Here is a 21,743-nt window from a genome sequence, read left to right as displayed (position 1 = left end):
CCGGGTGCAGTCGCCCGCCGGCCCGCCGTGTCGGCGGGCCGGGCCGCTGCCCGGCGGCGTTCCATGGCCGCCATGCGCGTCCGCCAGCCCACCGCAGCCGCCGTCGCCGCGCTGCTGCTCGCCACCGGGACTCTGGCCGGCTGCTCCGGAGCCCCGGCCCCGGTCCGCACCCCGGCGCCCGTCCCGTCCTCCGCCGCCCCCACCGCCGTCACCGGTGACGTCCGCCCGTACGACCGGGCCGGGGTCCGGGACGGCGGCACGCTGCGCTGGGCGCTGGACGCCGTCCCCGCGACGCTGAACCTCTACCAGTCCGCGGCGACCGCCGACTCGGCGCTGCTCGCGCACGCCCTCTACCCCGCGCTGTTCCGGCCGGACGAGCACGGCCGGGCCGTCCCCGACCCGGACTACCTGCTCGGCGCCGAGTCCACCCCGCCCGGGCGGCTGCCGCAGGTCGTCACCTACCGGCTCAACCCGCACGCCGTCTGGAGCGACGGCACCCCGCTCTCGGCCGCCGACTTCACCGCCCAGCGGGCCGCCCTCTCCGGCCTCGACCCCGCCTACACCGGCACCCGCCCGGCCGGCTACGACGCGATCGACTCGATCACCCAGGGCGCGGACCCCGCCGAGGTCGAGGTCACCTTCCGGCAGCCCTACGCCGAGTGGCGGGCGCTCTTCGGGCCGCTCTACCCCGCCGCCGTGACCGCCTCCCCGGCGGCCTTCAACCGGCCACTGGCCGGCGGTCCGCAGCCGACGGCCGGGCCGTTCGCGCTCTCCGGGCCGGACGGGTACGACCCGGCGGGCGGGCGGGTCACCCTGGTCCGCAACCCGCTCTGGTGGGGAGACGAGCCCAGGGCCGACCGGATCGACTTCCTCGCCACCCCGCCCGAACGGCGGCTCGACGCGCTCGACCAGGACCGGCTGGACATCGCCCCGATCACCGCGGCCGTCGACCGGGCCCAGGCGGCGCCCGGCACCTCGGCCGACCGCGCCGAGGCCGCCACCCAGGCGCTGCGCCGGGCCGAGACGCTGCCCGGCGTCACCGTGCACCGGGCCGCCGCGGCCTCGCTCACCCAGCTCACCCTCAACGCCGCCCGCGCACCGCTCACCGACCCGGCCGTCCGGCAGGCCCTCGCCCGGGCCGTCGACCGCCGGCGGATCGCCGACGCCGCCCTCACCCCGCTCGGCCTCGCCCCCGCCCCGCTCGGCAGCCACCTCTTCGCCGGCGACCAGGACGGCTACCGGGACAACGCGGACGCCCTCGGCCCGGCGGACGCGGGCAGACTGCTGGACGCGGCCGGCTGGAGGCGGCCGAAGGGCGGTGGCACCCGGACCAAGGACGGCCGGCAGCTCTCGCTCACCCTGCTGATCCCCTCCGACTCCGCGACCGCCCGCCGCACCGCCGACGCGCTGGCGGCCGGCCTCGCCGGGGCGGGCATCGCCGTCCGCCCGCAGGCGGTGCCCGCCGAGACCTTCGTCCGGACCGGCCTCGCCACCGGCGGCTACGACCTCGCCCTCTTCTCCTGGCCGGCCGGCCCCACCCCCGCCGTCGACCAGCGCCCCGTCTACGCCAAGCCCCGCCCCGGCCCGGACGGCGCCCTGGAGACCGGCAGCAACTACGGCCGCACGGGGACGGAGGAGATCGACCGCCTCTTCGACCGCGCCGCCGCCGAACTCGACCCGGCCGCCCACCTCGCCCTCCTCCAGGAGGCGGACACCCGGATCTGGCAGCTCGGCCACTCGGTGCCGCTGTTCCAGCGCCCGGAGCTGGTCGCCGTCCGGACCGGCATCGCCGGCGCGGGCGCCTGGGGCTACGGCTGGCCCCGCTTCCAGGACGTCGGCCTGCTCACCGGCTGACCGGGGCCGCCCCGGCGCCCGCGGAGGCCCGCCCGGACGGGGTTCGGGAGGCGTCCGCCGGGTGAACGGGACGTGATCCAGCTGTGATCTTGATCCCGCGCGACCTGCTCGTTTCGGCCCACCTGGGCGGTTCCCCGTACGATAGGAGGAAGCCGTGGCATGTCCTGCCCGGCGGGTGGACCGGTAGTAGCAGGCGGAACGGGCGGCGGCGATCGACAGGGATCGCCGGTCGGCGTCTCGCGGCCGGGCGCCGCAACCCACGATTCCGGGAGAATCCGCTCCGCATGCCCACGCGCAATGACATCCGCAACGTTGCCATCGTCGCCCACGTCGACCACGGCAAGACCACGCTGGTCGACGCCATGCTGAAGCAGGCCGGCGCCTTCGCCGCCCACCAGCACCTCGACGACCGCATGATGGACTCCAACGACCTGGAGCGCGAGAAGGGCATCACCATTCTCGCGAAGAACACCGCCGTCAAGTACCACCCCAAGGAGGGTGGCGCACCGATCACGATCAACATCATCGACACCCCCGGCCACGCCGACTTCGGTGGCGAGGTCGAGCGCGGCCTGTCGATGGTCGACGCGGTCGTGCTGCTGGTCGACGCCTCCGAGGGCCCGCTGCCGCAGACCCGGTTCGTGCTCCGCAAGGCGCTGACGGCCAAGCTGCCGGTCATCCTCTGCATCAACAAGACCGACCGCCCGGACTCCCGGATCGACGAGGTCATCAACGAGACCTACGACCTGTTCCTGGACCTCGACGCCACCGAGGACCAGATCGAGTTCCCGATCGTCTACGCCTGTGCGCGTGACGGCGTCGCCTCGATGACCAAGCCGGAGAACGGGACCGTGCCGGCCGACAGCGACTCGCTGGAGCCGTTCTTCTCCACCATCCTGGAGCACGTCCCGGCACCGACCTACGACGAGGACGCGCCGCTCCAGGCCCACGTCACCAACCTGGACGCCGACAACTTCCTCGGCCGTATCGCGCTCTGCCGGGTCGAGCAGGGCGAGCTGCGCAAGGGCCAGCAGGTCGCGTGGATGAAGCGGGACGGCTCGGTCCAGCAGGTCAAGATCACCGAGCTGCTGATGACCGAGGCGCTCACCCGCAAGCCGGCCGAGGTGGCCGGCCCCGGCGACATCTGCGCCGTCGCGGGCATCCCGGAGATCATGATCGGCGAGACCCTGGCCGACCTGGAGAACCCGGTCGCGCTGCCGCTCATCACGGTGGACGAGCCGGCCATCTCGATGGTCATCGGCACCAACACCTCGCCGCTGGTCGGCAAGGGCGGCAAGGGCCACAAGGTCACCGCCCGCATGGTGAAGGACCGCCTGGACCGCGAGCTGATCGGTAACGTCTCGCTCCGCGTGCTGCCGACCGAGCGTCCGGACGCCTGGGAGGTCCAGGGCCGTGGCGAGCTGGCGCTGGCCATCCTGGTCGAGACCATGCGCCGGGAGCTGTTCGAGCTGACCGTCGGCAAGCCGCAGGTCGTCACCAAGGTCATCAACGGCAAGACCCACGAGCCGGTCGAGCGGATGACGATCGACAGCCCCGAGGAGTACCTCGGCGCGATCACCCAGCTGATGGCGACCCGCAAGGGCCGCATGGAGACCATGACGAACCACGGCTCCGGCTGGGTCCGCATGGAGTTCATCGTCCCGTCGCGCGGCCTGATCGGCTTCCGGACCCAGTTCCTGACCGACACCCGTGGCACCGGCATCGCGCACAGCATCTTCGAGGGCCACGAGCCGTGGTTCGGCGAGCTGCGGATGCGCAACAACGGTTCGCTGGTGGCGGACCGCGCGGGCGTCGTGACGCCGTTCGCGATGATGGGCATCCAGGAGCGCGGCACGCTCTTCGTCGAGCCCACCACCGAGGTGTACGAGGGCATGATCGTCGGCGAGAACTCGCGCCAGGACGACATGGACATCAACATCACCAAGGAGAAGAAGCTCACCAACATGCGTGCCGCTTCCTCCGACACCACCGAGAACCTGGTGCCGCCGCGCAAGCTCTCGCTGGAGCAGTCGCTGGAGTTCTGCCGCGAGGACGAGTGCATCGAGGTGACCCCGGAGACCGTGCGTATCCGCAAGGTCGTCCTGGACCAGAAGGAGCGCGGGCGTTCGGCTTCGCGCGCGAAGAAGGCCTGACGCCCGGGTTTAAACAGCCTTTGGCTTGAATCGTTCGCCCCCCTTTCCAGTGGAGAGGGGGGCGAACTTTTTCAACTACTCCAAGTTGTCGACGCGCGTATAAACGGAATAGCGCTTACCACGGCAGGGTGTCCGCTGAGCGAACGTGACAGTCCGTCATTCATGACGACTGTCCGTTTAATGCCTGTCTGGGTATGCCTCATATGTCCGATTTTCGAAACTTACCGACCGTTCATGTGACCTAATTGAGATCGGCAGTGGTCACTTTCGTGTCCGTGCGTGACACATAGTGGGTGCAGTCAGGCTCGGGTCAAGGGTTAACGCGCAGGGGTGCGCGCCGAAACCACGAGCGCGGACGGCACAACGGAAGCGGCGTCAGCCGCCCGCGGTGCTCTCCTCGTTGGAAAGTCGATTTCAGGAGGCATCCCCCATGCGCGGTGCAACCCAGACCAAGTGGATCGTCGCGGCGACCGCTATCGCCCTCGCGGCTACCGCTTGCAGCACCAGCTCGAAGAGCGAAGACAAGGCTTCTTCTGGCGGTGGCAGCATCGCCGTCCAGCTCGGTGAGCCGCAGCACGGTCTGGTTCCGCAGAACACCGCGGAGTCGGAGGGTACCGAGGTCGAGAACGCCCTCTTCGCCGGCCTGGTCGACTACGACTTCAAGACCAACGCCCCGACCCTGCGCGTGGCCGAGTCGATCGAGACCGCCGACAGCAAGGTCTGGACGATCAAGCTGAAGGACGGCTACACCTTCCACAACGGCGAGAAGGTCACCGCCAAGTCCTTCGTCAAGGCGTGGAACTGGGGCGCCAACCAGGACAACGCCGCCGAGGGCCTGCCCTTCTTCGCGAAGATCGAGGGCTCCGACGAGCTGGCCCCGGGCAAGGACAAGAAGCCCACCGCCACCGAGCTCAAGGGCCTGAAGGTCGTCGACGACAAGACCTTCACCGTCACCCTGTCGGCGCCGTTCTCGCAGTTCAAGACCATGCTCGGGTACAACCCGTTCTACCCGCTGCCGGAGGCGTTCTACGCCGACCCGAAGGCCTTCGGCGACAAGCCGATCGGCAACGGCCCGTTCGAGATGGACGGCAGCTGGGAGCACAACAAGCAGATCAAGGTCAAGCGCTACGAGAACTTCCCGGCCTCGGACGGCAAGGCGAAGCTCCAGGGCGTCACCTTCAAGATCTACGACAACCTGGACACCGCGTACAACGACCTGCGCGCCGACAACATCCAGGCCACCGACAAGCTCCCGATCTCGGCCCTGGCGACCGTCAAGAGCGAGTTCGGCGACCGCTACATCTACAAGCCGGAGTCCGGCGTCGGCTACATCGGCTTCCCGATCGCCAGCAACCCGGCCGCCTACGGCAAGCCGGAGATCCGCAAGGCGATCTCGATGGCGATCGACCGCGAGGCGATCACCAAGACCATCTTCTCGGGCACCCGCGTCCCGGCCGACGACTTCGTCAACCCGCTGATCCCGGGCTACCGCAAGGGCGCCATGGGCGACGCGGCGAAGTACGACCCGGCCAAGGCCAAGGAGCTGTGGACCACCGCCGGCGGTGTCCCGAACAACACCATCGAGCTGGGCTACAACGCCGACGGCGGCCACAAGGAGTGGGTCGAGGCCGTCGGCAACCAGCTGAAGAAGAACCTCGGCGTCGAGGTCACCTTCAAGCCGTTCGAGAAGTTCGGCAAGATCCTGGACGCGCTGGGCGCGAAGCAGTACCAGGGTGCCTTCCGCATGGCTTGGTCGATGGACTACCCGTCGATCGAGGACTACCTGCGCCCGATCTTCTCCAAGGTCGCGATCGAGAACGGCTCGAACTACGGCGGTTACGTCAACGACAAGTTCGAGGCGCTGCTGGACCAGGCCGACCAGGCCAAGACCGATGACGAGGCCCTGAAGCTGTACCAGCAGGCCGACGACATCCTGGTCCAGGACCTGCCGTACATCCCGGTGTACACCTACATGTCCTCCGCGGCGTACAGCAAGAAGATCAAGAACTTCGACACCGACGCTCAGGGTCGCATGAACCTGGCCGACGTCGAGCTCGCCGGCTGATCCGGTAGTCAGACGAACGGGGGCGGGAGGACCGGACCACAGTCCGAGTCCTCCCGCCTCCCTTCCTTGTCCGAAAGTGTGGAGGTCTGATGGGCCGCTATGTCATCCGCCGACTGATACAGGCGATCCCTGTCCTGCTCGGTGCGACGCTGCTGATCTATGCGTTGGTCCACTACCTGCCCGGTGACCCGGTGCAGGCGTTGGCCGGCGAGAAGCGAGCCGACCCGATCGTGGCGGACATGATCCGCCAGAAGTACCACCTGAACGACCCCTTCCTGGTCCAGTACTGGAACTACATCTCGGGGGTCTTCCAGGGGGATCTCGGTGAAAGCCTGACCGGTCGCGCTGTGACCGACATGATCAGTGAGGCGTTCCCGTACACCGTCAACCTCGCCCTGGTCGCCTTCATCATGGAAGCGGTCATGGGCGTGCTGGCGGGTGTCATGGCGGCCCTGCGCAAGGGCAAGTTCATCGACCAGCTGGTGCTCATCAGCACGCTGTTCGTGATCTCGATCCCGGTCTTCGTCACCGGCTTCATCCTCCAGCTGGTGCTGGGCGTGAAGCTGAAGAACGACTACGGCATCGACTTCTTCCCGGTCTCCTTCAACGAGGAGGACGGACTGCGGGCGTACCTGCTGCCGGCCTTCGTCCTGGCGTCCACCTCGCTGGCGTACGTCGCCCGTCTGACCCGCACCAGCCTGATGGAGACCATGCGCGCGGACTACGTCCGCACCGCGGTCGCCAAGGGCCTGAAGCGCCGTCGGGTGATCGGCCGTCACGCGCTGCGCAACGCGCTGATCCCGATCGTCACCTTCCTCGGTGCCGACCTGGGCGGTCTGATGGGTGGTGCGGTCATCACCGAGAAGATCTTCAACATGCACGGCATCGGTGGCCTGCTCGCCCAGTCCGTGTACCAGAAGCAGGGCACGGTGATCGTCGGCATGGTCACCCTGCTGGTGATGATCTACCTCATCACCACCCTGCTCGTGGACCTGCTGTACGCCGTGCTCGACCCGAGGATCCGCTATGAGTGAGACGATCACCAAGGGCCCCGAGGCCCAGCCCGAGGACAACAGCCCGAAGGCCGACCCGGCGAAGACGCAGAAGCCGGAGCGCGTCGCCAGTCTCTGGTCGGACGCGCTGGGCGACCTGCGCCGCAACCCGGTCTTCATCATCGGCGCCGTGCTGGTGTTCTTCCTCCTGGTCATCTCCGCGGTGCCCGGGTGGTTCACCGACGGCAGCCCGTTCGACGGCGGCGCCTGCGACCTCGCGAACTCCCTGAAGCGGCCGAGCGCCGAGCACTGGTTCGGCTACGACGTGCAGGGCTGCGACGTCTACACCCGCACGGTGTGGGGTGCGCGCAACTCGATCATCGTCGGTGTCCTGACCACGCTGCTGGTCACCGTCGCCGGCTCCCTCCTCGGCCTGCTGGCCGGCTGGAAGGGCGGCATCGTCGACAGCATCCTGTCGCGCTTCACCGAGATCTTCTTCTCCATCCCGCTGCTCCTCGGCGGCATGCTGATCATGTCGATGCTCGGCAAGGGCAACGCCTACACCGTCTCGCTGGTGATGGCCATCCTCGGCTGGCCGCAGATCTTCCGCATCATGCGGGCCTCGGTGCTGTCCAACAAGCACAACGACTACGTGATGGCGGCCCGTGCGCTGGGTGCCAGCAGCAGCCGGATCACCTTCCGGCACATCGTGCCGAACGCCATCGCCCCGGTCATCGTGATCTCCGCGATCAGCCTGGGCGTCTACATCGGCGCCGAGGCGGCGCTGTCCTACCTCGGCATCGGCGTGCAGTCCCCGGAGATCTCCTGGGGCCTGATGATCAGCGACGCGTCGGTCCGCTTCCTGGCGGCCCCGCACGTCCTGCTCTTCCCGTCGGCCGCGCTGAGCGTCACCGTGCTGGCCTTCATCATGCTCGGCGACGCGGTCCGCGACGCCCTCGACCCGAAGCTCCGCTGAGAGAAGAGGTGACGACCCGATGACCACCGTGATCGAGAAGAACCAGAAGAGCGGCCGCCTTGAGGTTGGCACCCCGCTGCTGGAGGTCAAGGACCTCCACGTGGAGTTCCACACCCGGGACGGCGTCGCCAAGGCCGTGAACGGCGTCAACTACTCCGTGTCCGCCGGTGAGACCCTGGCGGTGCTCGGCGAGTCCGGCTCCGGCAAGTCGGTGACCGCCCAGACCATCATGGGCATCCTCGACATGCCCCCCGGCAAGATCAGCCAGGGCCAGATCCTCTTCCGCGGGCAGGACATGCTCGCGATGAAGGAGGAGGAGCGCCGGCAGATCCGCGGCCAGAAGATCGCGATGATCTTCCAGGACGCGCTCTCCTCGCTGAACCCGGTGATGACCGTCGGTGCCCAGCTCGGCGAGATGTTCCGGGTGCACCGCGGCGCCTCCAAGAAGGAGGCGCGGGAGAAGGCCATCGAGCTGATGGAGCGGGTGCGCATCCCCGCCGCCAAGCAGCGCGTGGGTGACTACCCGCACCAGTTCTCCGGCGGCATGCGTCAGCGCATCATGATCGCCATGGCGCTCTCCATGGAGCCCGACCTGATCATCGCAGACGAGCCCACCACCGCCCTGGACGTCACCGTCCAGGCCCAGGTGATGGACCTGCTCGCCGAGCTCCAGGCCGAGTACAACATGGGCCTGATCCTGATCACCCACGACCTCGGCGTGGTCGCCGACGTCGCGGACAAGATCGCCGTCATGTACGCGGGCCGGATCGTCGAGACCGCCCCGGTGCGCGACCTGTACGCCAACCCGGCGCACCCCTACACCAAGGGCCTGCTCCGCTCCATCCCGCGCCTGGACCAGAAGGGCCAGGAGCTGTACGCGATCAAGGGCCTGCCCCCGAACCTGCTGAAGGTTCCGGCCGGCTGCGCGTTCAACCCCCGCTGTGACGTCGCCACCGACCTGTGCCGCACGGAGATCCCGAAGCTGCACCAGGTGTCCGACAAGGACGGCAAGGAGCTCACCGGCCGCCGCAGCGCGTGCCACCTCTGGAAGGAGACCCTCCATGGCTGAGCCCATCCTGGAGGTCAAGGACCTGGTCAAGCACTACCCGCTGACCCAGGGCATCCTCTTCAAGAAGCAGGTCGGCGCGGTCAAGGCGGTCGACGGCATCTCGTTCGACCTGATGAAGGGCGAGACGCTCGGCATCGTCGGCGAGTCCGGCTGTGGCAAGTCCACGCTGGCCAAGGTGCTGATGAACCTGGAGCGGGCCACCTCCGGCCAGGTCCTGTTCAAGGGCGAGGACATCTCCAAGCTGTCCGGCGCGGCCCTCAAGGCCGTCCGCCGGAACATCCAGATGGTGTTCCAGGACCCGTACACCTCGCTGAACCCGCGCATGACGGTCGGCGACATCATCGGCGAGCCGTTCGAGATCCACCCCGAGGTGGCTCCGAAGGGCGACCGCCGCAAGGCCGTCCAGGACCTCCTGGACGTCGTCGGCCTGAACCCGGAGTACATCAACCGGTACCCGCACCAGTTCTCCGGCGGCCAGCGCCAGCGCATCGGCATCGCCCGCGGCCTCGCGCTCAAGCCCGAGATCATCATCTGCGACGAGCCGGTCTCCGCCCTGGACGTCTCCGTCCAGGCGCAGGTCATCAACCTGCTCGACCAGCTGCAGAGCGAGTTCGAGCTGTCGTACATGTTCATCGCGCACGACCTCTCCATCGTCCGGCACATCTCCGACCGCGTCGGCGTGATGTACCTCGGCAAGATGGTCGAGATCGGTACCGACGAGGAGATCTACGACAACGCCACGCACCCGTACACCCAGGCGCTGCTCTCCGCGGTGCCGGTGCCGGACCCGACGGCGCGCGAGAGCCGTGACCGGATCATCCTGACCGGCGACATCCCCTCGCCGGCCAACCCGCCGTCCGGCTGCCGCTTCCGCACCCGCTGCTGGAAGGCGGAGGACCGCTGCTCCACCGAGGTCCCGCTGCTGGCGGTGCCGGAGGTGCTGAGCGGCCCGGCCAAGCACCAGTCGGCGTGCCACTTCGCCGAGGTGCGGGAGACGGCCGCCGCCGTCTGATCCCGAGCGTTCCCCGGAAGGGCCCGCGGCCGTCGCGCCGCGGGCCCTTCCGGCGTTCCGTCAACTCCTCGTCCCGTCAACTCCTGGTGGGGTCCGCTGCACCCGTCCGGGGGTACCCGACTCGCGCCGCCGCCGGGGCGAGCTTCTCATGGGGTGTGATGCGACACACACCTTGAGGAGGGACCTCCATGCCCGCAGCCACTCGTGCTCGATGGGTCCTCGCCGGCGCGACATCCGTGGCCCTGGTGGCCAGTGGGTGCAGCAGCAGCGGAGGCGGCGGCAGCTCGTCGGACAGCAGCAAGACCTTCAGCTACCAGAGCAGTGAGCCGCAGAACCCGTTGCAGCCGGCGAACGCGAACGAGACCGGTGGCGGTCGCATCATCCAGAACCTCTTCAAGGGGCTGGTGGACTACGACCCCAGCAACGCCACGATCCGGATGCAGGTCGCGGACAGCATCAACACCAGCGACTCGCAGACGTTCAACGTCACGCTGAAGAGCGGCTGGACCTTCCACGACGGCACGCCGGTCAAGTCGAACAACTTCGTGGACGCCTGGAACTGGGCCGCGACCACCACCAACAACCAGATCAACAGCTCCTGGTTCTCCGACATCGAGGGCTACCAGGACGTCCACCCCGCCAGTGGCCAGCCGACCACGACCAAGATGTCCGGCCTGACCGTCGCCGACGACACGCACTTCACCATCAAGCTGAGGAACAAGGTCTCGTACTTCGAGTACAAGCTCGGGTACATCGCCTTCTCCCCGCTGCCGGAGGCCTTCTTCAGCGACCCGACCGGGTACGGGCAGAAGCCGGTGGGCAACGGCCCGTACCAGTTCGTCAGCTGGGACCACAACCAGCAGGTGGTCACCAAGACCTTCCCGAACTACCAGGGCGTCGACAAGCCGAAGAACGGCGGCGTCGTCTTCAAGATGTACAGCACCGCCGAGGCCGCCTACGCGGACCTGCAGTCCAACAACCTGGACGTGATGGACCAGGTGCCGCCGTCCGCGCTGGCGACGTACAAGAACGACCTCGGCGACCGGGCGATCGACTCCCCGCAGGGTGCCATCCAGAACGTCGGCTTCACGCTGTACCAGGCGGACTGGGCCGCGCCGGAGAAGGCCCAGGTCCGTCAGGGCATCTCGATGGCGATCGACCGCGACACCATCACCAAGACGGTGCTCCAGGGGTCGCGCGCGCCCGCCAGTGCCTGGGTCGCCGAAGGAGTCGAGGGGTACAAGGCGGGCCAGTGCGGCGAGTTCTGCACGTTCAACCCGGACAAGGCCAAGCAGCTGATCGCCCAGGGCGGCGGCGTCCCGGGCAACAAGCTGGCCATCACCTACAACGCGGACGGCGGCCACAAGGAGTGGGTCGACGCGGTCTGCAACTCGATCCGGCAGAGCACCGGCGTGGACTGCGTCGGTGACCCGAAGCCCGACTTCAAGACCGCCCGTGCGGCGATCACCGGCCACCAGATCGACGGCATGTTCCGGACCGGCTGGGTGCAGGACTACCCGTTGAACGCCAACTTCCTCGCCGACGTCTACCGCACCGGCGCCGCGTCCAACGACTTCGGCTACAGCAGCGCGCAGTTCGACAAGCTGTCCACCCAGGCGGACCAGGCGGACAGCGTCCAGGCCTCGGTGACCGGCTACCAGCAGGCCGAGACCGTGCTGGCGACCGACATGCCGGCGATCCCGCTCTGGTACTACCGCACCAACTCGGGCTACTCCAACAACGTCCAGAACGTGGCGTTCGACTCCTTCGGCAACCCGGCCTGGACCCAGGTCGAGGTCAAGGGCTGACAGTCACCCGTGCCGGCCCCGCCCTCCCCGCACGGGGGGCGGGGCCCGGGCACTCGGTCCGACGGCCCGCCGCCCCCGGTCACGGGCCGACCAGTCACCCAGTCACCCAGTCACCCAGTCACCTAGTCACCTAGGAAGGAGGCTCGGATGGGAAGTTACGTGCTGCGGCGGGTGCTGCAGATGATCCCGGTGTTCTTCGGCTCCACATTCCTGATCTTCCTGATGGTCTACACGCTGCCGGGCGACCCGGTCGCGGCGCTGTTCGGGGACAAGGCGGCCGACCCGGCGGTGGTGGCCAACCTGAAGCACCGGTACTACCTCGACCAGCCGCTGTGGAAGCAGTACCTGCACTACATGGGCAACCTGTTCCAGGGCGACTTCGGGACGAGCTTCACCGGCCGGTCGGTCACCTCCATCATGGCGGACGCCTTCCCGGTCACCATCCGGCTGGCCCTGATGGCCTTCGCCTTCGAGCTGATCGTGGGGCTGGCGCTGGGCCTGGTCTCCGGCCTCAAGCGCGGCAGCATCCAGGACACCCTGGTGCTGGTCCTGACCCTGGTGGTGATCTCGATCCCGGTGTTCGTGCTCGCGTACATCGCCCAGACGATCTTCGCGACCAACCTGGGCTGGGTCACTCCGACCGTCCAGAACTCCAAGGACCTCTCCCAGCTGATCCTGCCCGCGATCGTGCTGGGCTCGCTCTCCCTCGCGTTCGTTGCCCGGCTCACCCGGACGTCGATCGGGGAGAACCTGCGGGCGGACTACATGCGCACCGCGGTCGCCAAGGGCCTGCCCCGGCGGACCATCATCTCCCGGCACCTGCTGCGCAACTCGCTGATCCCGGTGGTCACCTTCCTGGGCACCGACCTCGGCGCGCTCATGGGCGGCGCGATCGTGACCGAGGGGATCTTCAACGTGCAGGGCATCGGCAACGTCCTGTACCGGGCGATCAACCAGAAGGAGGGTCCCACCGTGGTCGGCATCGTGACCGTCCTGGTGATCGTCTACCTGGTCGCCTCCCTGATCGTCGACCTGCTCTACGCGGTCCTGGACCCGAGGATCCGCTATGCCTGACGTGCACGACGAGAGCTCGTACGAGCGGCACCCCAAGCCCGGCGTCGACCACCTGGACTTCGCCGGCGAGCAGGGCATGGCGGTCGAGCTGGAGACCCTGGTGGAGGGAGACCCGGCCAAGCGGGAGGAGGCCCGGAGCCTCTGGGGCGACGCCTGGCGGGACCTCAGGCGGCGCCCGATCTTCCTGATCTCGGCGCTGCTGATCGTGCTCCTGGTCCTGATGTCGATCTTCCCCTGGGCGTTCACGGACGCCAACCCCCGGAAGTCCGACCTGATTCACGACTTCCTCAAGCGTCCGGACTGGACGGACTTCTTCGGCGCCGGCTGGTTCGGCTACGACGGCCAGGGCCGGTCCATCTACGCCCGGGTGATCTACGGGGCCCGGGCGTCGATCACCGTCGGCATCTTCGTGACCCTGGGGGTCACCGTGCTCGGCGGGCTGACCGGCATGATCGCCGGGTACTTCGGCGGCGCGGTGGATGCCGTGATCTCCCGCATCATCGACATCTTCTTCGGCATTCCGCTGCTGCTCGGCGCGCTGGTCCTGCTGGGAGCCTTCTCCGCCCGCACGGTGTGGAGCGTGGTCATCGCCCTGGCGGTCCTCGGCTGGACGCAGATCGCGCGCGTCATGCGCGGTGCCGTCCTGACCGTCAAACAGTCCGACTACGTGGTGGCCGGGCGGGCGCTCGGCGCGGGCACCGGGCGACTGATGTTCCGGCACATCCTGCCGAACGCGCTCGCCCCGGTGATCGTCGTCGCCACCATCGCCCTGGGCGGCTACATCGCGACCGAGGCCACCCTGAGCTTCCTCGGCATCGGGCTGCAGGACCCGACCATCTCCTGGGGCATCGACATCGCCTCCGCGCAGAAGGTGATCCGGACCGCCCCGTACGTGCTCTTCTTCCCGGCCGCGGCGCTCTCCATCACCGTGCTGGCCTTCATCATGCTGGGCGACGCGGTCCGCGACGCCCTCGACCCGAAGCTTCGCTGAGCGAGGGGACTCATCGTGACCACAGCTGTCGACACCGGCAAGCCGAACCGGGAGGCGCCCTACGAGGGGCCGCTGCTGGACGTCCGCGACCTGCACGTCGAGTTCGTCACCCGGGACGGGGTGGCCAGGGCGGTCAACGGGGTCAACTACAGCGTCCGGGCGGGGGAGACGCTCGCGGTGCTCGGCGAGTCCGGCTCGGGCAAGTCGGTGACCGCGCAGGCGATCATGGGCATCCTGGACATGCCGCCCGCCCGGATCCCCCGGGGCGAGATCCGGTTCCGCGGCCAGGACATGCTCAAGATGGGGAGGGAGGAGCGGCGGAAGGTCCGCGGGCAGAAGATCGCGATGATCTTCCAGGACGCGCTCTCCTCGCTCAACCCCGTGCTCACCGTGGGGTTCCAGCTCGGCGAGATGTTCCGCGCCCACCACAACGCCTCGCGCAAGGAGGCCAAGGGCAAGGCCGTCGAGCTGATGGACCGGGTCCGCATCCCTGCCGCCAAGCAGCGGGTCAACGACTACCCGCACCAGTTCTCGGGCGGCATGCGCCAGCGCATCATGATCGCGATGGCGCTGGCGCTGGAGCCGGACCTGATCATCGCCGACGAGCCCACCACCGCCCTGGACGTCACCGTCCAGGCCCAGGTGATGGACCTGCTGGCCGAGCTCCAGGCCGAGTACCACATGGGCCTGATCCTGATCACCCACGACCTCGGCGTGGTCGCCGACGTCGCCGACAAGATCGCCGTCATGTACGCCGGCCGGATCGTCGAGACGGCGCCCGTGCACGAGCTGTACGCGCGGCCCGCCCACCCGTACACCCGCGGCCTGCTGGACTCCATTCCGCGCCTGGACCAGAAGGGCCAGGAGCTGTACGCGATCAAGGGCCTGCCGCCCAACCTGCTGCGGATCCCGCCGGGTTGTGCCTTCAACCCGCGCTGCCCGCGGGCCCAGCAGATCTGCCGCGGCCAGGTGCCGGAGCTCTTCCCGGTCACCGAGGACGACGGCAGGGAGATGGCCGGGCGGGGCAGCGCCTGCTTCTTCTGGAAGGAGACCCTCCATGACCGCTAACGGGGCCAGCGCGCTGGGGCCGGTGGTGCCGGAGGAGGTCACGTTCGCGCAGGAGGTGCCGGCGGGCGAGCCGATCCTCGAAGTCCGGGACCTGGTCAAGCACTTCCCGCTCACCAAGGGCATCCTCTTCAAGAAGCAGGTCGGCGCGGTGAAGGCGGTGGACGGCGTCTCCTTCGACCTCGTCCAGGGCGAGACGCTCGGCATCGTGGGGGAGTCCGGCTGCGGCAAGTCCACGCTGGCCAAGGTGCTGATGAACCTGGAGCCGGCCACCGGCGGGTCGGTGCGCTACAAGGGGGAGGAGATCTCCCACCTCTCCGGTGCGGGGCTGAAGGCGGTGCGGCGGAACATCCAGATGGTGTTCCAGGACCCGTACACCTCGCTGAACCCGCGGATGACGGTCGGCGACATCATCGGGGAGCCGTTCGAGATCCACCCCGAGGTGGCTCCGAAGGGCGACCGCCGCAAGGCCGTCCAGGACCTCCTGGACGTCGTCGGCCTGAACCCGGAGTACATCAACCGGTACCCGCACCAGTTCTCCGGCGGCCAGCGCCAGCGCATCGGCATCGCCCGCGGCCTCGCGCTCAAGCCCGAGATCATCATCTGTGACGAGCCGGTCTCCGCCCTGGACGTCTCCGTCCAGGCGCAGGTCATCAACCTGCTGGAGCAGCTCCAGGGCGATTTCAACCTCTCGTACATGTTCATCGCGCACGACCTCTCGATCGTCCGGCACATCTCGGACCGGGTCGGCGTGATGTACCTCGGCAAGCTGGTCGAGATCGGCACCGACCTGGAGATCTACGACCACGCGACCCACCCGTACACCCAGGCGCTGCTCTCCGCGGTGCCGGTGCCGGACCCGACGGCGCGCGAGAGCCGCGACCGGATCGTGCTCACCGGGGACGTGCCGTCGCCGGCCAACCCGCCGTCCGGCTGCCGGTTCCGCACCCGCTGCTGGAAGGCGCAGGAGCGCTGCGCGGTGGAGGTGCCGCTGCTGGCCGGGCCCGTGTGGCTGGACGGGCTCGCCCGGCACGACTCGGCGTGTCACTTCGCGGCGGAGCGCGAGAACGAACAGAGCGCGGCGGAGCGCGAGAACGAACAGAGCGCGGCGGAGCGCGAGAACGAACAGAGCGCGGCGGAGCGCGAGAGCGGGCAGAGCGCGGCGGAGCGCGAGAAGGGGCCGGGCGCCGCCGAGCGCGAGAACGGTGAGGGGTCCGCCCCGCCGCCGCCGGAAACCGGTTGACACGGTCGTCCGGATCCCGAACCAGGGCGCGTCCTCCCATCGGAGGGCGCGCCCTTGCGTTGTCCTGCGGAAACGCGGAATTCCCCGACCGAATTTGATCATTACGCTCCGTAAAGCATCGAATACCGGAGAATATTGTTCGTTATCCGGAATCCGGAGTACCGGCCTCCGTGCGCGATATGCAGGAATTTGGCGAGCATTGTCACGACTTGGTCTGAGCATGTAATTGAAAAGAGATGTGACGTGGATTCCGCCGGAGGGGTCGGGTGATCGATAGTTGCTCTGCGCGTATCAGTGGTCACCTCGCCAACTGTGCGGATCGGCCCTGAGATGTCGATCCTCGCCATGTCCGGCACACCGAGTGGCGGGGCGCCGTTCGTTCGTAAGCCCCTAAATCGAGGAGCAGTTGAATGAGGCTCACCAAGACGATGCGTTGGACCGCGCTGGCGGCCTGCACCGCGCTTGCGATCTCCGCGTGCAGCACCGGCAGCGACAAGAAGTCCTCGGACCAGGCGAACGGCGGGGGCAAGAAGGGCGGCTCGATCAGCATCGAGTCGGGTGAGCCGCAGCACGGCCTGGTGCCGCAGAACACGGCGGAGTCCGAGGGGGCCCAGGTCCTCTCGGCGCTCTTCGCCGGCCTCGTCGACTACGACCACAAGGACAACTCGCCGAAGCTGCGGGCCGCCGAGTCCATCGAGACCAGCGACGCCACGACCTGGACGATCAAGCTCAAGGACGGCTACACCTTCCACAACGGCGAGAAGGTCATCGCGCAGAACTTCGTCGACGCCTGGAACTACGGGGCGAACCAGGACAACGCGCAGGAGGGGCTGCCGTTCTTCGACAAGATCCTCGGCTCCGACGAGCTGGCGCCGGGCAAGGACAAGAAGCCCGCCACCGACAAGCTCAAGGGCCTCAAGGTCGTCGACGACAAGACCTTCACGGTCACCCTCAAGGCGCCGTTCTCCCAGTTCAAGACCATGCTCGGCTACACCGCGTTCTACCCGCTGCCGAAGGCGTTCTTCACCGACCCGAAGGCCTTCGAGGACGCGCCGATCGGCAACGGCCCGTTCCAGATGGACGGCAAGTGGGAGCACAACAAGCAGATCAAGGTGAAGCGGTACGAGAACTTCCCGGCGGCCGACGGAAAGGCCAAGCTGGATTCCGTCACCTTCAAGATTTACGACAAGCTGGATACCGCGTACAACGACCTGCGCGCGGACAACATCCAGATCACCAACAAGCTCCCGATCTCGGCGATGTCGACGGTCGCCCAGGAGTTCGGTGACCGCTACATCTACAAGCCGGAATCCGGGGTCGGCTACATCGGCTTCCCGATCTCGACCAATCCGGCGTTCGGGAAGCCCGAGCTCCGGAAGGCGATCTCGATGGCGATCGACCGCGAGGCGATCACCAAGACCATCTTCTCGGGCACCCGCAAGCCCGCCGACGACTTCATCAGCCCGATCATTCCGGGCTACCGGCAGGGCGCGCTCGGCGACGCGGCCAAGTACAACCCGGCGAAGGCGAAGGAGCTCTTCACCCAGGCCGGCGGTCTGCCCGGGAACACCCTGGAGATCGGCTACAACGCGGACGGCGGCCACAAGGAGTGGATCGAGGCGGTCGGCAACCAGCTGAAGAACAACCTCGGCATCGAGGTCACCTTCAAGCCGTTCGAGAAGTTCGGCGCGATCCTCACCGCGCTGGGCGACCACAAGTACTCCGGCGCCTTCCGGATGGCCTGGCAGATGGACTACCCGTCGATCGAGAACTACCTGCGGCCGATCTTCTCCAAGATCGCGATCGACAACGGCTCCAACTACGGCGGCTACGTCAACGAGGACTTCGAGGCCCTGCTGGCCAAGGCCGACAGCGCGAAGAGCGACACCGAGGGCATCAAGCTCTACCAGCAGGCCGACGACATCCTGATCAAGGAACTGCCGTACATCCCGGTGTACACGTACATGACCTCCGGCGCCTACACCAAGGCCGTGAAGAACGTGATCATCGACGCCCAGAACCGCATCGACCTCGCCAACGTCGAACTGGCCTGACCGCGACCCAGCCGACCGGCACGACCTGACGGGTGGCGCGGGTGATCCCCGCGCCGCCCGGCAGCGGCGTGCCCCGAGCCACGAGGAGGCCGCATGGGCCGCTATGTGGTCCGCCGGATCATCCAGGCCATACCGGTGATTCTCGGCGCGACGTTCCTGATCTACGCACTGGTCTTCCTGCTGCCTGGCGATCCCATCACGGCACTGGCCGGTGAGAAGCGGCAGGACCCTGCCGTCGTGGCGGTCCTGCGCGACCGCTACCACCTGGACGACCCGTTCTTCGTCCAGTACTGGGACTACCTGGTCGGTCTGTTCAAGGGCGACTTCGGTGAGGACTACCGCGGCAACCAGGTCGTGGACGTCATGAAGACCGCCTTCCCCTACACCATCAACCTGGCGGTCACCGCCCTGGTGATCGAGATGGCGGTGGGCGTCACCGCGGGTGTGGTCGCCGCCCTGCGGCGCGGCAGGTTCATCGACAACGTGGTGCTGATCTCGACCCTGATGGTCATCTCGATCCCGGTCTTCGTGATCGGCTTCGTGCTCCAGCTGATCCTCGGGGTGAAGCTCAACACCGACTACGGCATCGACTTCTTCCCGGTCTCGTTCAACGAGGACGCGGGCTTCCGGTCCTATCTGCTGCCGGCCTACGTCCTCGCCTCCACCTCGCTGGCGTACGTCGCCCGGCTCACCCGGACCAGCCTGATCGAGGTGATGCGGGCGGACTACGTCCGGACGGCGGTCGCCAAGGGGCTCTCACCGCTGCGGGTGGTGGTCCGGCACGGGCTGCGCAACGCGCTGATCCCGATCGTCACCTTCCTCGGCATGGACCTCGGCGGGCTGATGGGCGGGGCGGTGATCACCGAGGGCATCTTCAACATCCCCGGGGTCGGGCACCAGCTCTTCCAGTCCGTCTACCTGCGCGAACGCACCATCGTGGTGGGCATCGTGAGTGCCCTGGTGCTGGTGTACCTGCTCGCCAACCTGGTGGTCGACCTGATGTACGCCGTCCTGGACCCGAGGATCCGCTATGAGTGAGCCGACGAAGAGCGAGAACACGAGGGCGGCGATCCCGGGGCAGCCCGGCTCCGGGTCGGCCGCGGGCGGGCCGGCCGCCGAGGCCGCCACGGTCACCAAGGACGGGAAGGACGGGAAGGACGGGAAGGACGGCAAGGGCGGCGAACGGGTCGCCAGCCTCTGGACCGACGCCTGGTACGACCTGCGGCGCAACCCGCTGTTCCTGATCGGCGGGTTCCTGGTGCTGTTCATGGTGGCGCTGGCCGTCGCCCCGCAGCTGTTCACCGACGCCGACCCGAGGGCCGGGGGCTTCTGCAACCTGGCCGACTCGCTGAAGCGGCCCAGCGCGGACCACTGGTTCGGCTTCGACGTCCAGGGCTGCGACATCTACACCCGCACGATCTGGGGCGCCCGCAACTCGATCATCGTCGGCATCCTGACCACGACCCTGGTGGTCGCGGTCGGCGGTGCGCTCGGTCTCTGGGCGGGCTGGACCGGCGGGCTCTGGGACAGCACGCTCTCCCGGCTCACCGAGATCTTCTTCGCCATCCCGCTGCTGCTCGGCGGCATGCTGATCATGTCCACCTGGGGCAAGGGCAACGCCTGGACGGTGTCCGCCGTGATGGCCGTGCTCGGCTGGCCGCAGATCTACCGGCTGATGCGCTCGGCGGTGATCTCCAACAAGCACAACGACTACGTGGTCGCGGCCAAGGCGCTCGGCGCCGGCACCGGACGGATCGTCACCCGGCACATCCTGCCGAACGCGGTCGCCCCGGTCATCGTGGTCTCGACGATCAACCTGGGCGTCTACATCGGTGCCGAGGCCGCGCTCTCGTACCTCGGCATCGGCATCCAGTCCCCGGCGATCTCCTGGGGCCTGATGATCAGCGACGCGCAGTCCCGCTTCCTGACCGCCCCCCATGTGCTGCTCTTCCCGGCCGCCGTGCTGAGCATCACCGTGCTGGCGTTCATCATGCTCGGCGACGCGGTCCGCGACGCCCTCGACCCGAAGCTGCGCTGAGGAGGGCCACGGACGATGAGTGACACGACGAGGCTGTCGAAGGACGCGGTACCGCGCCGGAACACGGTGGAGGTGACCGGCGGCGGCAGGGAGAGCCTGGTGCCCGGCACCCCGCTGCTGGAGGTCGACGACCTGCACATCGAGTTCCACACCCGGGACGGCGTGGCCAGGGCCGTCAACGGCGTGAGCTACGCGGTGTCGGCCGGGGAGACGCTCGCGGTGCTCGGCGAGTCCGGTTCGGGCAAGTCGGTGACCGCGCAGGCGATCATGGGCATTCTGGACATGCCGCCCGGGAGGATCACCGCCGGCTCGATCCGGTTCCGCGGCGAGGACCTGCTCACCATGAGCCCCAAGGAGCGCCGGGCGGTGCGCGGGCGGAAGATCGCGATGATCTTCCAGGACGCGCTCTCCTCGCTCAACCCGGTGCTCAGCGTGGGCTACCAGCTCGGCGAGATGTTCCGGGTGCACCAGGGCGCCTCGCGGAAGGAGGCGAAGGAGAAGGCCGTCGAGCTGATGGAGAGGGTGCGCATCCCGGCCGCCAAGCAGCGCGTGGGCGACTACCCGCACCAGTTCTCGGGCGGCATGCGCCAGCGCATCATGATCGCGATGGCGCTGGCGCTGGAGCCGGACCTGATCATCGCGGACGAGCCCACCACCGCCCTGGACGTCACCGTGCAGGCCCAGGTGATGGACCTGCTGGCCGGGCTCCAGGCCGAGTTCAACATGGGCCTGATCCTGATCACCCACGACCTCGGCGTGGTCGCCGACGTCGCGGACAAGATCGCCGTGATGTACGCGGGCCGGATCGTCGAGACGGCGCCGGTGCACGAGCTGTACGCGCGGCCCGCCCACCCGTACACCCGCGGCCTGCTCAACTCGATCCCTCGGCTGGACCAGAAGGGCCAGAACCTCTACGCCATCCAGGGTCTGCCGCCGAGCCTGCTGCGGATCCCCGACGGCTGCGCGTTCAACCCCCGCTGCGACCGGGCGGCGGACCGCTGCCGCACCGAACTCCCGCGGCTGGTACCGGTGCTGGACGCCGACGGGGCCGACCTGCCGGGCCGCCGCAGCGCCTGCCACTTCTGGAAGGAGACCCTCCATGGCTGAGCCCATCCTGGAGGTCCGGGACCTGGTCAAGTACTACCCGCTGACCCAGGGGATCGTCTTCAAGAGGCAGGTCGGCGCGGTGAAGGCGGTGGACGGCGTCTCCTTCGGCCTGGAGAAGGGCGAGACGCTCGGCGTCGTCGGCGAGTCCGGCTGTGGCAAGTCCACGCTGGCCAAGGTGCTGATGAACCTGGAGCGGGCGACCGCCGGCGAGGTCCGGTTCAAGGGCGAGGACATCACCCGGC

The 21,743-nt window shown here is 68.3% G+C and carries 17 protein-coding genes; all 17 read left to right on the top strand.

Going from position 1 to position 21,743, the window contains the following annotated elements; translation table 11 throughout:
* Positions 1-72: 72 nt before the first annotated feature.
* Positions 73-1,854 (top strand): ABC transporter family substrate-binding protein, encoded by a 1,782-nt coding sequence (locus C2142_RS14860; RefSeq protein WP_148643082.1) that lies wholly within the window; start codon positions 73-75, stop codon positions 1,852-1,854.
* Positions 1,855-2,138: 284 nt separating this feature from the next.
* The gene (typA, locus tag C2142_RS14855) at positions 2,139-4,007 is read left to right on the top strand and encodes a translational GTPase TypA (RefSeq protein WP_148643081.1); all 1,869 of its coding nucleotides are present in this window, start codon (positions 2,139-2,141) and stop codon (positions 4,005-4,007) included.
* A gap of 430 nt (positions 4,008-4,437) precedes the next feature.
* Complete coding sequence (locus tag C2142_RS14850) at positions 4,438-6,072, top strand: ABC transporter substrate-binding protein (protein WP_148643080.1); 1,635 nt, start codon at positions 4,438-4,440, stop codon at positions 6,070-6,072.
* Positions 6,073-6,161: 89 nt separating this feature from the next.
* Positions 6,162-7,106 (top strand): ABC transporter permease, encoded by a 945-nt coding sequence (locus C2142_RS14845; protein WP_148643079.1) that lies wholly within the window; start codon positions 6,162-6,164, stop codon positions 7,104-7,106.
* Positions 7,099-8,040 (top strand): ABC transporter permease, encoded by a 942-nt coding sequence (locus tag C2142_RS14840; RefSeq protein ID WP_148643078.1) that lies wholly within the window; start codon positions 7,099-7,101, stop codon positions 8,038-8,040. The genes C2142_RS14845 and C2142_RS14840 overlap by 8 nt, the downstream gene beginning before the upstream one ends.
* Before the next feature lie 19 nt (positions 8,041-8,059).
* Positions 8,060-9,109, top strand: coding sequence for an ABC transporter ATP-binding protein (locus C2142_RS14835; RefSeq protein ID WP_148643077.1), 1,050 nt, complete (start codon positions 8,060-8,062; stop codon positions 9,107-9,109).
* Positions 9,102-10,121, top strand: coding sequence for a dipeptide ABC transporter ATP-binding protein (locus C2142_RS14830; protein WP_148643076.1), 1,020 nt, complete (start codon positions 9,102-9,104; stop codon positions 10,119-10,121). The genes C2142_RS14835 and C2142_RS14830 overlap by 8 nt, the downstream gene beginning before the upstream one ends.
* Before the next feature lie 188 nt (positions 10,122-10,309).
* On the top strand, positions 10,310-11,929 hold the full coding sequence (locus tag C2142_RS14825; RefSeq protein WP_148643075.1) for an ABC transporter substrate-binding protein: 1,620 nt from the start codon (positions 10,310-10,312) through the stop codon (positions 11,927-11,929).
* A gap of 147 nt (positions 11,930-12,076) precedes the next feature.
* Positions 12,077-13,003, top strand: coding sequence for an ABC transporter permease (locus C2142_RS14820; RefSeq protein ID WP_148643074.1), 927 nt, complete (start codon positions 12,077-12,079; stop codon positions 13,001-13,003).
* Between the two features lie 76 nt (positions 13,004-13,079).
* The gene (locus C2142_RS14815) at positions 13,080-13,994 is read left to right on the top strand and encodes an ABC transporter permease (RefSeq protein ID WP_241003199.1); all 915 of its coding nucleotides are present in this window, start codon (positions 13,080-13,082) and stop codon (positions 13,992-13,994) included.
* Between the two features lie 15 nt (positions 13,995-14,009).
* Positions 14,010-15,062: an ABC transporter ATP-binding protein gene (locus tag C2142_RS14810; RefSeq protein WP_148643072.1), complete on the top strand. Its 1,053-nt coding sequence runs from the start codon at positions 14,010-14,012 to the stop codon at positions 15,060-15,062.
* Positions 15,052-16,302 carry a dipeptide ABC transporter ATP-binding protein gene (locus tag C2142_RS14805; protein ID WP_241002586.1) on the top strand — a complete coding sequence of 417 codons (1,251 nt, stop codon included), beginning with the start codon at positions 15,052-15,054 and terminating at the stop codon, positions 16,300-16,302. Before C2142_RS14810 ends, C2142_RS14805 begins: the two co-directional genes overlap by 11 nt.
* 410 nt (positions 16,303-16,712) lie before the next feature.
* Positions 16,713-18,356, top strand: coding sequence for an ABC transporter substrate-binding protein (locus tag C2142_RS14800; protein ID WP_148643071.1), 1,644 nt, complete (start codon positions 16,713-16,715; stop codon positions 18,354-18,356).
* Between the two features lie 93 nt (positions 18,357-18,449).
* A complete protein-coding gene (locus tag C2142_RS14795) occupies positions 18,450-19,394 on the top strand; it encodes an ABC transporter permease (protein ID WP_148643070.1) in 945 nt (314 codons plus the stop codon).
* Positions 19,387-20,394 carry an ABC transporter permease gene (locus C2142_RS14790; RefSeq protein ID WP_148643069.1) on the top strand — a complete coding sequence of 336 codons (1,008 nt, stop codon included), beginning with the start codon at positions 19,387-19,389 and terminating at the stop codon, positions 20,392-20,394. The genes C2142_RS14795 and C2142_RS14790 overlap by 8 nt, the downstream gene beginning before the upstream one ends.
* Positions 20,395-20,409: 15 nt before the next feature.
* Positions 20,410-21,501 (top strand): ABC transporter ATP-binding protein, encoded by a 1,092-nt coding sequence (locus tag C2142_RS14785; protein WP_148643068.1) that lies wholly within the window; start codon positions 20,410-20,412, stop codon positions 21,499-21,501.
* Positions 21,494-21,743: ABC transporter ATP-binding protein (locus tag C2142_RS39815; RefSeq protein WP_241002585.1), on the top strand; the 250-nt coding region annotated here is incomplete at its 3' end. The genes C2142_RS14785 and C2142_RS39815, both read left to right, overlap by 8 nt.

The sequence above is a fragment of the Streptomyces sp. CB01881 genome, assembly GCF_002953255.1.
Taxonomy (GTDB): Bacteria; Actinomycetota; Actinomycetes; order Streptomycetales; family Streptomycetaceae; genus Kitasatospora.
This window is presented reverse-complemented; position numbering and strand designations above follow the sequence as displayed.